At 71.6% G+C, this 12,831-nt stretch carries 17 protein-coding genes; 14 read left to right on the top strand and 3 right to left on the bottom strand.

Going from position 1 to position 12,831, the window contains the following annotated elements; genetic code table 11:
- Nucleotides 1-1,434 (bottom strand): prolyl oligopeptidase family serine peptidase (locus QM626_RS09265; protein WP_415076274.1); only part of this gene is annotated, 1,434 nt, incomplete at its 3' end.
- Nucleotides 1,435-1,475: 41 nt separating this feature from the next.
- A complete protein-coding gene (gene lexA / locus QM626_RS09260) occupies nucleotides 1,476-2,147 on the bottom strand; it encodes a transcriptional repressor LexA (protein ID WP_415076272.1) in 672 nt (223 codons plus the stop codon).
- A gap of 256 nt (nucleotides 2,148-2,403) precedes the next feature.
- On the opposite strand from lexA, the gene QM626_RS09255 reads away from it, so the two are divergent.
- The 6 genes from QM626_RS09255 to QM626_RS09230 are packed head-to-tail and all read left to right on the top strand — an operon-like array spanning nucleotide 2,404 to nucleotide 6,682.
- Nucleotides 2,404-2,760 carry a LysM peptidoglycan-binding domain-containing protein gene (locus QM626_RS09255; RefSeq protein ID WP_415076270.1) on the top strand — a complete coding sequence of 119 codons (357 nt, stop codon included), beginning with the start codon at nucleotides 2,404-2,406 and terminating at the stop codon, nucleotides 2,758-2,760.
- Between the two features lie 25 nt (nucleotides 2,761-2,785).
- Nucleotides 2,786-3,871 (top strand): histidinol-phosphate transaminase, encoded by a 1,086-nt coding sequence (locus tag QM626_RS09250; protein WP_415076268.1) that lies wholly within the window; start codon nucleotides 2,786-2,788, stop codon nucleotides 3,869-3,871.
- Nucleotides 3,868-4,476, top strand: coding sequence for an imidazoleglycerol-phosphate dehydratase HisB (hisB, locus tag QM626_RS09245; protein WP_415076266.1), 609 nt, complete (start codon nucleotides 3,868-3,870; stop codon nucleotides 4,474-4,476). Before QM626_RS09250 ends, hisB begins: the two co-directional genes overlap by 4 nt.
- Nucleotides 4,473-5,117 (top strand): imidazole glycerol phosphate synthase subunit HisH, encoded by a 645-nt coding sequence (gene hisH / locus QM626_RS09240; RefSeq protein WP_415076264.1) that lies wholly within the window; start codon nucleotides 4,473-4,475, stop codon nucleotides 5,115-5,117. Before hisB ends, hisH begins: the two co-directional genes overlap by 4 nt.
- Before the next feature lie 49 nt (nucleotides 5,118-5,166).
- Nucleotides 5,167-5,913: a bifunctional 1-(5-phosphoribosyl)-5-((5-phosphoribosylamino)methylideneamino)imidazole-4-carboxamide isomerase/phosphoribosylanthranilate isomerase PriA gene (priA, locus tag QM626_RS09235; protein ID WP_415076262.1), complete on the top strand. Its 747-nt coding sequence runs from the start codon at nucleotides 5,167-5,169 to the stop codon at nucleotides 5,911-5,913.
- A complete protein-coding gene (locus QM626_RS09230) occupies nucleotides 5,897-6,682 on the top strand; it encodes an SseB family protein (protein WP_415076260.1) in 786 nt (261 codons plus the stop codon). Before priA ends, QM626_RS09230 begins: the two co-directional genes overlap by 17 nt.
- A gap of 11 nt (nucleotides 6,683-6,693) precedes the next feature.
- On the opposite strand, the gene QM626_RS09225 is transcribed toward QM626_RS09230, so the two are convergent.
- Nucleotides 6,694-7,122: a DUF1844 domain-containing protein gene (locus QM626_RS09225; protein ID WP_415076258.1), complete on the bottom strand. Its 429-nt coding sequence runs from the start codon at nucleotides 7,120-7,122 to the stop codon at nucleotides 6,694-6,696.
- Nucleotides 7,123-7,279: 157 nt separating this feature from the next.
- Between QM626_RS09225 and infC the strand changes: the two genes are divergently transcribed.
- From infC to QM626_RS09185, 8 genes are all read left to right on the top strand, one after another.
- Nucleotides 7,280-7,933, top strand: a complete 654-nt coding sequence (infC, locus tag QM626_RS09220) for a translation initiation factor IF-3 (RefSeq protein ID WP_415076256.1) — start codon at nucleotides 7,280-7,282, stop codon at nucleotides 7,931-7,933.
- 48 nt (nucleotides 7,934-7,981) lie between these two features.
- Nucleotides 7,982-8,176, top strand: coding sequence for a 50S ribosomal protein L35 (rpmI, locus tag QM626_RS09215; RefSeq protein ID WP_415076254.1), 195 nt, complete (start codon nucleotides 7,982-7,984; stop codon nucleotides 8,174-8,176).
- 31 nt (nucleotides 8,177-8,207) lie between these two features.
- The gene (rplT, locus tag QM626_RS09210; protein ID WP_415076252.1) at nucleotides 8,208-8,594 is read left to right on the top strand and encodes a 50S ribosomal protein L20; all 387 of its coding nucleotides are present in this window, start codon (nucleotides 8,208-8,210) and stop codon (nucleotides 8,592-8,594) included.
- 81 nt (nucleotides 8,595-8,675) lie between these two features.
- Nucleotides 8,676-9,485 (top strand): TrmH family RNA methyltransferase, encoded by an 810-nt coding sequence (locus QM626_RS09205; protein ID WP_415076250.1) that lies wholly within the window; start codon nucleotides 8,676-8,678, stop codon nucleotides 9,483-9,485.
- Nucleotides 9,486-9,548: 63 nt separating this feature from the next.
- Entirely contained in the window at nucleotides 9,549-10,340 is a 792-nt protein-coding gene (locus tag QM626_RS09200; protein ID WP_415076248.1) for an amino acid ABC transporter ATP-binding protein, read from the top strand.
- Nucleotides 10,341-10,394: 54 nt separating this feature from the next.
- Nucleotides 10,395-11,288, top strand: a complete 894-nt coding sequence (locus QM626_RS09195) for a glutamate ABC transporter substrate-binding protein (RefSeq protein WP_415076246.1) — start codon at nucleotides 10,395-10,397, stop codon at nucleotides 11,286-11,288.
- Between the two features lie 35 nt (nucleotides 11,289-11,323).
- Nucleotides 11,324-11,971: an amino acid ABC transporter permease gene (locus tag QM626_RS09190; protein ID WP_415076244.1), complete on the top strand. Its 648-nt coding sequence runs from the start codon at nucleotides 11,324-11,326 to the stop codon at nucleotides 11,969-11,971.
- Nucleotides 11,968-12,831, top strand: an 864-nt coding sequence (locus QM626_RS09185) for an amino acid ABC transporter permease (protein WP_415076242.1), incomplete at its 3' end; no start/stop codon positions are given. The genes QM626_RS09190 and QM626_RS09185, both read left to right, overlap by 4 nt.

The raw sequence follows: 12,831 nt of genomic DNA, 5'->3' as shown, positions 1-12,831 counted from the left end.
GTCGGCGACGCCGGCGGCGGCGAGCGCCGCGGCGGCCGCTGCGACGTCGTCGACGTCGACCACGCCCCACCGACCCCGCAGCCGCTCGCGATACGCGCGCCCGTAGCCGGTCGATCCGCCGTAGTTCACGTCGAGCACGCCGATGCCGCGGCTGGTGAAGTAGGCCGTCTTCGCGGACGCCGCGGGCGCGACATGACCGGTCGGGCCGCCGTGCACCCACACCAGGTACGGCGGCAGCTCGCCCTCCGAGGCAGCGGCATCCGGGTTCGTGGGCGGGTAGTCGATCGCGTGCACGACACCGTGCGGGCCGTCGGCGCGCACCTCGCGCGGCCGCGGCAGCCACGCGGCGTCCCACGGCGCCGGCGAGGGCGGGGTGACCTGTTCGAGCCGGCCGGTGTCCGCGTCCACGAGCCAGAGGGCCGTCGCCGTCGCGGGCCCGGCGCCGGTCACGAGCGCCCGGGTGCCGCGCACGTCCTCGACGCTCACGCCTGCACTCAGCTCGGGCGCCAGCGGCGTGGCCTCGCCGGTCGCGGCATCCACCACGACGAGCCGGTCCGCGCCGTCGGTGCGCACCGCGAGGATGCGCGCGTCCGCGAGCGGAGCGAACCAGCGCGCGCCGAGCACCCACAGCGCGCCGCCGGTGTCGGCGTCCGCCGGTGCGATCGCGATCGGCTCGCCGCCGGCCGCCGCGACGCGGAACAGGTTCCAGCGGCCGCCCGGGTCGTCCGCGAAGAGGAGCCCGTCGCCGTCCCACACCGGTTGCAGCGGCGCCGTGCCCCGGTCGACCACGACGGTCGGGCCGGCGTCTGCGCGCAGATCCCGCACGCACAGCCGGGTGCGGTCCCACGGCATGGCCGGGTGGTCCCAGCCGATCCAGGCCAGCCGGCCGCCGTCGGCGGACAGCGCGGGCTGGGCGAGGAAGTCGCCGCCGGCGGCGAGCACCTCGACGTGCCGGGGCTCGACCCCGGAGTCGTCGAGCGGGATGCCGACGATCTCGCGCACCGGCGTCCGTCCGCCGCTCGCCCGCTCACGGACCGCGAGCAGCCGGCCCGCCTCCCATCTCAGCCCGCCGTGGCGCATCCCGGCGTCGTCCGGGGTGAGCGGACGCGGTCGTCCGCCGGGATGCAGCGCCCACACGCGCTGGTCCGCCTGCGACACGAACAGCAGCTCGGCGGCGTCCGTCGCCGTCCACGCCCCGCCGCCATACTCGTGCACGCTCGACCGGGCGCTCCACGGCGCGGGCAGCACGGTCGCGATCGCACCGTCGGCCGTCCGCCGCAGGACGGCGACCCGGCCGCCCTCCTCGGGCACCGACTGGCCCCACCAGATCTCGTCGCCGACGAAGCGAGCCCCGTCCAGTCGGGGAGCGGCGGCGGTCACGGCCTCGGCGGTCACGGGGGACGGCCAGGAGCCGTAGGGGAGCGTCTCGGTCACCCGACCACGCTACGGCGCCGTGTCGGCGGCGTCGACCGGGATCAGACCGCGCGCATGAGGGCGACGACCTTGCCCAGCACGACGGCCTCGTCGCCCAGGATGGGCTCGAACGCGGAGTTGCGCGGGAGGAGCCAGGTGTGGCCGTCGCGCTGCCGGAACGTCTTCACGGTCGCCTCGCCGTCGAGCATGGCCGCCACGATGTCGCCGTTGTCGGCCGTGGACTGGGCCCGGACCACGACCCAGTCGCCGTCGCAGATCGCGGCGTCGATCATCGACTCGCCGGAGACCTTCAGCATGAACAGCTCGCCCTTGCCGACCAGCTGGCGCGGCAGCGGGAAGACCTCCTCCACCTGCTGCTCGGCGGTGATCGGGATGCCGGCGGCGATGCGTCCGACCAGGGGCACCAGCGCGGCGTCCGCGACGGCAGGCGCACCGTCGGCGGGGTTCTCGGCGGCCGAGCCCGGCAGATCGATGAGGACCTCCATCGCGCGCGTCTTGCCGGGGTCCCGTCGCAGATAGCCGCTGAGCTCGAGCTGGTTGAGCTGATGCGTCACGCTCGAGAGCGACTTGAGCCCGACGGCATCCCCGATCTCGCGCATGCTCGGCGGGTAGCCGTGCCGCGCGATCGAGCGCTGGATGACCTCGAGGATCGCCAGCTGCTTGTCGCTGAGGCTCTTGCGACGCCGGGTCTGCGGCTTCTCCGCTGCGCTCATCTGCCTGAATCCCTCGCTCTGGAACCGCCCGGGCCTTCGAATGTCGGAGGTGGGTGATTCGGTGTCCGTGTCGAAACCGTATCCGGTCGTCGTCGCCGCCGGCGGCAACCGGGCCGCGTGTCTCTTCGGAACATCGCGGAACGGAGACGGCGCTTGACAACATCATAAGTCGAAGATATGTTCGGAGCAGAGATTCGGATCCGGCTCTCCCGGCCGAGCGCCGGGTCCGAATCTCTCACCATCGGAAGGAAAACAGATGTCCACGATCGAGTTCGCCCCTCGTCCGGTCGTCAGCACGCGCCTGCGGTTGACCGCCCGCGGTCGTCGAGTGCTCGCGGCGCTGGCCGCGGCTCCCGTGGTCGTGGTCATCGCGCTCGCCGTCCTGGGCAATGCTCCGGCGGTCGCGTCCGGCGAGGACGGGGCGGCGACCGGCGCGTTCGAGACGGTGACGGTGAGCTCCGGCGACACGCTGTGGTCGATCGCCGAAGAGGTGGCGCCGGACGCCGATCCGCGCGACGTGGTCGACGCGATCATGCGGCTGAACGCGCTCGGCGACGCCACCGTGGTCGCGGGCGAGCGTCTCGCCATCCCCGCGCAGTACGCGGATCGGTGAGTGGCGTCCCCTTTACGATGGGGGGATGAGCACCCGACTCGAGGATCTGCCGATACGCGACGATCTCCGCGGTCAGGTGCCGTACGGGGCGCCGCAGGTGCCGCTGCCGGTGGCGTTGAACGTCAACGAGAACACGCACCCGGTGCCCGAGGACGTCGCCGACGACATCCTCGACCAGGTCGCCCGGGCGCTGCGCGACATCAACCGCTACCCCGACCGCGAGTTCACCGAACTGCGCGAGGCCTTCGCCGGCTACCTCGGCGAGGGGCTCACCCGGGAGCAGATCTGGGCGGCGAACGGCTCCAACGAGGTGCTGCAGCACATCCTGATGGCGTTCGCCGGGCCGGGCCGCACCGCGATGGGGTTCACCCCCACCTATTCGATGTACCCGCTGCTGACGGGCGCGACCGGCGCCTCGTGGATCGCGGGGAGACGGGATGCGGGTTACACGCTGACGCCGGAGTCCGCGGCGGACCAGATCGCCGCGGCGGACCCGGACGTCGTGTTCCTCTGCGCGCCGAACAACCCGACCGGCACTCCGCTCCCGCTGGCGGTCGTCGAGGCGGCGTACGAGGCCGCGCGCGGCATCGTCATCGTCGATGAGGCGTACTTCGAGTTCGCCCCGCGTGAGGCGCCGTCGGCGCTCACGCTGCTGCCGGGTCGGGAACGCCTGGTCGTCTCGCGCACGATGAGCAAGGCGTTCGCCTTCGCCGGCGCACGCGTCGGATACCTCGCCGCCGATCCCGCGGTCGTCGACGCGCTGCGGCTCGTGCGCCTGCCCTACCACCTGAGCGCGCTCACGCAGGCGGCGGCGCTCGCGGCGCTCCGCCACGCGCCGACGATGCTCGGCATGGTCGACGAGATCGTCGCGCAGCGCGACCGGATCTCGGCGACGCTGGAGGCCCTGGGCTACGTCGCCCACGACTCGTGGACCAACTTCGTCCTGTTCGGCGGCGTCGACGATCCGGCCGCGACATGGCGGGCGCTGTACGACCGCGGCGTGCTGATCCGCGACGTCGGCATCCCGCACCACCTGCGGGTGACGGCGGGAACCGAGGCCGAGACCACCGCATTCCTCGAGGCGCTGGCCTCGATAGACTCGGGGGCATGAGCGCCGCGTCCCGAACCGCCTCCCTGCGCCGCCAGACGAGCGAGTCCACCGTCGAGCTGTCGCTCGACCTCGACGGCACCGGCACGAGCGAGATCTCGACATCCGTGCCGTTCTTCGACCACATGCTGACCGCGTTCGCGAAGCACTCGCTGACCGATCTGCGGGTGACCTCGACCGGCGACATCGACATCGACGTGCATCACACGGTCGAGGACGTCTCGATCGTGCTCGGCCAGGCGATCCGGCAGGCTCTCGGCGACAAGGCCGGGATCTCGCGGTACGGCGACGCGCTCGTGCCCCTGGACGAGGCGCTCGCGCAGGCGGTCGTCGACATCAGCGGCCGCCCGTTCCTCGTGCACGCCGGAGAGCCCGCCGGCTTCGAATTCCACCTCATCGGCGGTCACTTCACCGGCTCGATGGTGCGCCACAGCTTCGAGGCCATCGCGTTCCACGCGGGGCTGACGGTGCACGTGAACGTGCTCGCGGGCCGCGACCCGCACCACATCGCCGAGGCCGAGTACAAGGCCTTCGCGCGGGCCTTCCGGCAGGCGAAGGCGTTCGACCCGCTGGTGCGGGGCATCCCCAGCACCAAGGGTGCGCTGTGACCGACGCCCCCCTCGTCGCCGTCCTCGACTACGGGTCGGGGAACGTCCACTCCGCGGTCAAGGCCCTCGTCGCCGCGGGCGCGGACGCGCGGCTGAGCTCCGACCGGGTGCTCGTGCACGAGGCGGACGGCCTCGTCGTGCCCGGCGTCGGCGCCTTCCGCGCCGTGATGGACGCGCTGCGCGCCAGTCGCGGCGACGACCTCATCGACCGGCGTCTGGCGGGCGGACGCCCCGTCCTCGGCATCTGCGTCGGCATGCAGGTGCTGTTCGGCCGTGGCGTCGAGCGCGGTGACGATACCGACGGGCTCGGCCAGTGGCCCGGCGTCATCACCGAGCTCGACGCGCCCGTGCTGCCGCACATGGGCTGGAACACGGTGCGTCCGGATGCCGGGTCCGTGCTGTTCGACGGCATCGAGGACGAGCGCTTCTACTTCGTGCACTCCTTCGCGGCGCAGGAGTGGCTGCTGCAGACCCAGCCGCCGTTCCCCACGCCGGTGCTGACCTGGTGCGACTACGGCTCGCCGTTCCTTGCGGCCGTGGAGAACGGACCGCTGTCGGCCACGCAGTTCCACCCGGAGAAGTCCGGAGCCGCCGGCATCCGACTGCTGTCCAATTGGGTCTCGAGCCTGCGCGCGCACTAGTCTCTTACCTCGTGCGTGCGGCGCGTGACCGTGCGGAACACGAGGAGCCATGAACGATTTCGCCGCCACCCCCCGGTTGATCCTGCTGCCCGCCGTCGACGTCGCGGCCGGCCAGGCGGTGCGCCTCACGCAGGGTGCCGCGGGCAGCGAGACGGGCTACGGCGACCCGGTGGACGCGGCGCTGGAGTGGGCACGGCAGGGCGCCGAGTGGATCCACCTCGTCGACCTCGACGCCGCGTTCGGCCGCGGCAGCAACGCGGTCGTGCTGCGCAAGGCCATCAAGGCGGTCAAGGGCGTGCAGGTGGAGCTGTCCGGCGGCATCCGCGACGACGCGACCCTGGAGGCGGCGCTGGAGTCCGGTGCCGCCCGCATCAACCTCGGCACCGCCGCGCTGGAGAACCCGGAGTGGGCCGCCGACGTCATCGGCCGCTACGGCGAGGCGATCGCGGTCGGCCTCGACGTGCGCGGGACGACGCTCGCCGCGCGGGGGTGGACCCGCGAAGGCGGCGACCTGTGGGACGTGCTGGGCCGGTTGGAGGAGGCGAACTGCAGCCGCTACGTCGTCACCGACGTCACCAAGGACGGCACGCTGCGGGGCCCGAACCTCGAGCTGCTGCGCGAGATGACCACGCGCACACCGAAGCCCGTCGTCGCCTCCGGCGGCATCTCGAGCCTCGACGACATCGCCGCGCTGCGCGAGCTCGTGCCGCTGGGCGTCGAGGGCGCGATCGTCGGCAAGGCGCTGTACGCGGGCGCGTTCACGCTCGCCGAGGCGCTGGATGTCGCCGGACGCTGATCGCGGCCACGGCGCCTGTGACCACGGCGCCGACTCCGCCGGCGTCCCGTGGGAGGGCCGGGCGTTCCAGCCCAACCCGCACACCGGCGACGACGGCTCCGCCGACCCCGCGCTGCTGGCGGCGCTGACCGGGTTCCGGGCCGGCGACGGCGACGAGATCGCGGTGGTCGAGGCGTACCGCGCGGCGCGTCTGCTGATCCCGCTCATCGCGCAGCGGGGCGACGAGGGCGTCGGGCCGACGGGCCTGGCCGTCGACAAGACGCAGGAGCTGTCGATCGTGACGGTGGCGGCGGCGGACGGACGCCGTGTACTGCCGGTGTTCACGTCCGTGACGACGCTCGCCGCCTGGGACGGCTCCGCCCGGCCGGTGCCGGCCGACGGCGTCCGTACGGCCCTGGCCGCCGCGGGTGACGACACGGACCTGATCGTGATCGACCCCGGCTCGGACACCGAGTTCCTCCTTCGCCGTCCCGCCGTGTGGGCGATCGGCAAGGGCGAGCCGTGGGAGCCGTCGTGGCGTTCGCCGGACGTGTACCGCGGGCTGCAGGAGAGCATCGGCGGCGAGCTCGCCGTGCTCGACCTCGCCCTCACCCCCGGCGACCCGAAGGGACGTGGCCGGGGCCCGGAGCTCGTCGTGCACCTGCAGCTGGCGGCGGGGCTCGAGCAGGATGCGCTGGATGCCGTGCTCGCACGCCTCGCGCGCCGGTGGGCCGCCGACGACCGGGTCGCGACGCTGGTCGACTCGCTGGCGGTCAAGCTCCACCGCTGACCCGGCGTCGGTCAGGTGACCGGACCGGTCCACTTCTCGCCGGGGCCGGCGCCGATGGGGTCGGGGATGACCGACGCCTCGCGGAACGCGAGCTGCAGGGAGCGCAGCCCGTCGCGCAGCGACCGGGCGTGCATGTCGCTGATCTCCGGCGCACCGGCCGTGATGAGCCCCGCCAGCGCGGTGATGAGCTTGCGCGCCTCGTCGAGGTCGGTCTGCGTGCCGGGGTCGTCCGCCAGGCCCACCTTCACCGCCGCAGCGCTCATCAGATGCACGGCGGCGGTCGTGATGACCTCCACCGCGGGCACGTCGGCGATGTCGCGGGTCGCCGCGGCGGCCGCCTGCTCCTGCCGGGCCCACTCCGCTTCGCGCTCGTGGTCGTGCGGGTGCGAATGGGGCTGCGTCGGGTCCACGGTGCGCTTTCTGCTAGACTGAGCGGGCATCGGAGCGTCTGCTCCGATCGAAAGAGGATCACATCCCACCCGCGTTGGCCGTTCCAGGCTACCGGGTCATCGCACTCCGCCTCCCCGCAGGGGAGGCAGTCAGGGTGCATGAAGCCGGCGTGAGAACGCCGGCGGGTGGCGTGCGCCTCTTCCGCCCGTGTCGCACCCGCGCCGCGGTGGCACGACCGCCATCTCAGAGGAGTTCCGCATCAGCGATCCCCGCACCAACGACCGCATCCGCGTTCCCGAGGTCCGCCTCGTCGGCCCCAACGGGGAGCAGGTGGGCGTCGTCCGCATCGAGGTTGCGCAGCGTCTGGCTCAGGAGGCAGATCTCGACCTGGTCGAGGTGGCCCCCAACTCGAAGCCCCCCGTGGTCAAGATCATGGACTACGGCAAGTTCAAGTACGAGGCAGCGCAGAAGGCCAAGGAGGCCCGCCGCAACCAGGCCAACACGGTCCTCAAGGAGGTCCGGTTCCGGCTCAAGATCGAAGCCCACGACTACGCGACCAAGCTCAAGCGCGCCGAGGGCTTCCTCCAGTCCGGAGACAAGGTCAAGGCCATGATCCTGTTCCGTGGCCGTGAGCAGAACAAGCCCGAGATGGGTGCGAAGCTGCTGCGCAAGTTCGCGGAGGACGTCGAGGAGTTCGGCACGGTCGAGTCGAACCCCACGCTCGACGGCCGCAACATGGTCATGGTGATCGCGCCCCACAAGAACAAGTCCGAGGCCAAGGCGGAGCAGAACGCCGCACGTCAGGCCAACCGGGATGCCGCGCGCCAGGCGCGCAGCGACGCCCCGACGCCGGCCGAATAGGCCCCCCACGACCCCCGCGACGTCGGGAACCACAACGAAGGAAGAGAAATGCCGAAGCAGAAGACCCACTCGGGTGCCAAGAAGCGCTTCAAGATCACCGGCAGCGGCAAGCTCATGAAGCAGCAGGCGAACCTCCGCCACAACTTCGAGGGCAAGCCGACCAAGCGCACGCGCCGCCTCTCGCAGGAGCAGGTGCTCGCCCCGGGCGACGCGAAGGTCGCCAAGAAGCTCCTCGGTCGCTGAGGCGTCCGCCGCACGTTAGGAACACAGAACAATGGCTAGAGTCAAGCGGGCAGTCAACGCCCACAAGAAGCGTCGCGTCATCCTCGAGCGCGCCTCCGGTTACCGCGGACAGCGTTCGCGCCTGTACCGCAAGGCGAAGGAGCAGGTCACCCACTCGCTCGTCTACGCGTACCGTGACCGTCGCAAGCGCAAGGGCGACTTCCGTCGCCTGTGGATCCAGCGCATCAACGCCGCGAGCCGCGCCAACGGCCTCACCTACAACCGCTTCATCCAGGGCCTGGGCCTGGCGGGCGTGCAGGTGGACCGGCGCATCCTCGCCGAGCTGGCCGTGAACGAGCCGAAGACCTTCGCGTCGCTCGTCGCGACCGCCAAGGCCGCGCTGCCGGCCGACGTGAACGCCGCCAAGGCCTCCGCGTAACCCCGCATCCGCCGCAAGGGACGTCCCCGCCCGGGGGCGTCCCTTCGTCGTTCCACGGCGGCGCGCCCCTAGGATGGGGCCGTGCTGGAGAATCCGCGCTCACCGCGCGTGCGCGCCGTCGCCAAGCTCGCCAAACGTGCCGCCCGCGACGAGACCGGGCACTTCCTGCTGGAGGGGCCGCAGGCCGTGCGGGAGGCGATCGCCTTCCGCCCCGAAGCCATCGTCGACCTGTTCGCGACGCCCTCGGCGGCCGAGCGTCATGCCGATCTGCGCGAGACCGCCGGCGAGGCCGGGATCGAGGTCACCTATGCGACCGAGGCCGTGCTGGAGAGCATGGCCGACACGGTCACCCCGCAGGGCATCGTCGCCGTCGCGAGGCAGTTCCCGACCTCGCTGCGCGACGTGCTGGCCGCCGCCCCGCGTCTGATCGCGATCTGCGAAGAGGTGCGCGACCCCGGGAACCTCGGCACGATCATCCGGGCCGCGGACGCCGTGGGCGCCGACGCGGTCCTCCTCACCGGCCGCACCGTCGACCTGTACCATCCCAAGGTCGTGCGCGCCACGACCGGCTCCCTGTTCCACGTGCCGGTCTCCCGCGCCGGCCAGCTCGCCGACGCCGCGACCGCGGTGACCGCGGCGGGCCTGCGGGTCGTCGCCGCCGACGTGAAGGGCGACGACCTGCTCGCCGCCCGGGCGACCGGCATCCTCGCCGAGCCGACCGCGTGGCTCTTCGGCAACGAGGCGCACGGGCTGACCGACGAGGCGCTGGCCCTGGCCGACACCGCGCTGCGGGTGCCGATCTACGGCCGCGCCGAGTCGCTGAACCTCGCCACGGCCGCGAGCGTGTGCCTCTACGAGTCCGCCTTCGCGCAGCGCGCGGACGGCGGATGAGAGTTCGATGAGAGACCTGTGGAAAGCCTGAGCGGAGGCCTCGCCGGTTCCTAGCCTGTCCGGATGACGCCCTCAGACGCTTCCGACCCGCGCACCTCGAACATCTCGGTGCGCCGCGGCGACCCGCTCGTGGTGCTGTCGGGCGTGCAGAAGCACTACGGAGAGTTCCTCGCGCTGAAGGACATCGACCTGACCGTCCACCGCGGCGAGGTCGTCGTGGTGATCGGGCCGTCCGGGTCGGGCAAGTCGACGCTGTGCCGCACCATCAACCGCCTCGAGACGATCACCAGCGGCACGATCGAGATCGACGGGCAGCGTCTGCCCGCCGAGGGCAAGGCGCTGGCGACGCTGCGCGCCGACGTGGGAATGGTCTTCCAGTCGTTCAACCTGTTCTCGCATCTGACGATCCTCCAGAACGTCACGCTCGGGCCGATCAAGGTCAAGAAGGTGAGACGGTCGGATGCCGAGCGCGAGGCGCGTGCGCTGCTCGACCGCGTCGGGGTCGGGCAACAGGCCGACAAGCTCCCCGCGCAGCTCTCCGGCGGTCAGCAGCAGCGGGTCGCGATCGCGCGAGCCCTCGCGATGAACCCGAAGGTCATGCTCTTCGACGAGCCCACCAGCGCCCTCGACCCGGAGATGATCACCGAGGTCCTCGACGTGATGACCGCGCTCGCCGAGGACGGCATGACCATGATCGTCGTCACCCACGAGATGGGCTTCGCCCGGAAGGCGGCCGACCGCGTCGTGTTCATGGCCGACGGCCAGATCGTCGAGCAGGCGCCGCCGGAGGAGTTCTTCACCCGCCCGAGCTCCGAGCGTGCGAAGGACTTCCTGTCCAAGCTGCTGACCCACTGAGACGTCCGCGCTCGCACCGGCGCGGCGATATTGATACGGAACGAGGAGGATCACATGCGAATCACACGAATCCTGGCCCTCACGGCAGGGGCCGCCGTCGCGGCGCTGGCGTTGGCGGGCTGCAACAGCGGCACCCCGGGGTCGGACTCCAGCGAATCGAGCGGGGCGCTGTGGGAGGTCGCGACCGATGTGTCGATCCCCGACAGCCCGACCTTCGAGCGGATCCAGTCCGCGGGCAAGGTCGTGATCGGCGTCAAGGAGGACCAGCCGGGTCTCGGCTACCTCGATCCGGTCACGGGGGAGCGCAGCGGCTTCGACATCGACATCGCGCGGTGGATGGCCGCATCCCTCGGCTACGACGAGGACCAGATCGAGTACAAGGCGGTCGCCTCGGCGAACCGTGAGCAGGCGATCATCAACGGCGACGTCGACTACTACGTCGGCACGTACTCGATCACCGACTCGCGCAAGCAGCAGGTCTCCTTCGCCGGACCGTACTTCGTCACGGGCCAGGGACTGCTGGTCGCCGCCGACAACGACTCGATCACGGGGGAGGACTCGCTGACCGCCGACGACACGGTGTGCTCGGCCACCGGCTCCACCTCGATCCAGCGGATCAAGGACGAGACACCGGCCCAGACCAAGGAGTACGACACCTACTCGCAGTGCGTCGAGGACCTCAAGAGCGGCCAGGTGGACGCCGTCACCACCGATGAGGCGATCCTCATCGGCTACGCCGCGCAGGACCCCGACAACCTCAAGGTCGTCGGCGACGTGTTCAGCGAGGAGCGCTACGGCATCGGCCTGACGCTGGGAGACACCGCGCTCGCGCAGTTCTTCGACGACGTCCTCACCGACGGCGGCGACACCTGGCAGGCGATCTTCGAGAAGAACCTCGGCGCCTCGGGCGTCACGGCGACACAGCCGGACGTCGATCCCGTGAGCTGACCGGATGGAGTCTCAATGAACTTACGGAGCGAATCATGGGAGCAGTCACGGACAACCTCGACCTGTGGGCGGAGGCCCTCTGGGGCACGCTCGTGCTCTTCCTGGTCGGCGGTCTGATCGCCCTCGTGCTCGGCACGATCGTCGGCGCGATGCGCGTCTCGCCGGTGCCGATCGCGCGGGCGGTCGGCGCGGTGTACGTCAACTGGATCCGCAACACCCCGCTGACGCTGGTGATGTTCGCCTTCGCGTTCTGCCTCCCCCAGCTGCTGGACCAGCGGATCGACGCGCTGCCGCTCGCGGTCGCGGCGGTGGGCGTGTACACGGCGACATACGTCGCCGAGACGCTGCGCTCGGGGGTCAACACGGTCCCGGTGGGGCAGGCCGAGGCGGCACGCGCCCTCGGGCTCACGTTCGGCCAGGTCATGACGCTCGTCGTGCTGCCGCAGGCGGCGCGCTCGGTCATCCCCCCGATGATGAGCGTGCTCATCGCGCTGCTGAAGAACACGACCGTCGCCGCCGGGTTCTCCGTCCTCAACCTCGGGTCGATCCGATCGTGGCTCAGCGAACGCGGCGAGAACCAGCTCGTCGTGCTGCTGTGGGTGGCGGTGGTGTTCGTGGCGCTCGTGCTGCTGCTGGCCTGGCTGCAGCGATACCTCGAGAACCGCTGGAGGATCGCGCGATGAGCGGCTCCGTGCTCTACGACGCGCCCGGTCCGCGCGCGGTGCTGCGCAACCGCGTCCTCGGCGCGGTCACCGTGCTCGTCGTGGCCGGCGCGCTCGGCTGGGTGGTGTGGCGGCTCGCCGCGACCGGGCAGTTCTCGGCCGAGAAGTGGGAGATCTTCGGCTACACCACGATCTGGGCGCAGTTCGCGGCCGCGGCCGGTCGCACCCTGGCGGCGTTCGGCGCGGCGGCGGCGGGTGCGCTCATCCTCGGGTTCGTGCTGGCGATCGGCCGGCTGAGCGACCACGCCTGGCTGCGGGTCCCGGTCGCCTGGATCGTCGAGGTGCTCCGGGCCGTCCCGGTGCTCGTGTTCATGATGCTGCTCTACTACGGGCTGCCGGTCGTCGGCATCAAGATGCCGACCTACTGGGCCGTCGTGATCGCCCTCGTCGCCTACAACGGCTCCGTGCTCGCCGAGGTCGTCCGTGCCGGGGTCGAGGCGCTGCCCCGCGGGCAGAGCGAGGCCGGCTACGCCATCGGGCTGCGCAAGTCCGGGGTGCTGCGGCTGATCGTGCTGCCGCAGGCGATCCGCGCCATGATGCCGGTGGTCATCGCACAGCTGGTCGTGACGTTGAAGGACACCGCGCTGGGCTTCATCATCACCTACCCCGAGCTGCTCTACTTCGTGAAGCTCATCGGCTCCAACGCCGTCTACGGCGCGCCGCTCGTGCCGGCCGCCATCGTCGGCGGGGCGATCTACGTCGCGCTGTGCCTGATCCTGTCCTACGTGGCGTATGTCGTGGAGCGGCGCACCCGGCGCTCGCCGCGGGTGCGGACGCGCGGCCCGGGCGGTGCGGAGCCGGCGACGGAGACGGCCGCCATC

Origin of the sequence: Microbacterium sp., assembly GCF_047606385.1 — a bacterium.
In the GTDB taxonomy this organism is placed as follows: Bacteria; Actinomycetota; Actinomycetes; order Actinomycetales; family Microbacteriaceae; genus Microbacterium.
Note: the sequence above shows the minus strand (reverse complement) of the source record. Positions and strands in the feature narration are given on the sequence as shown.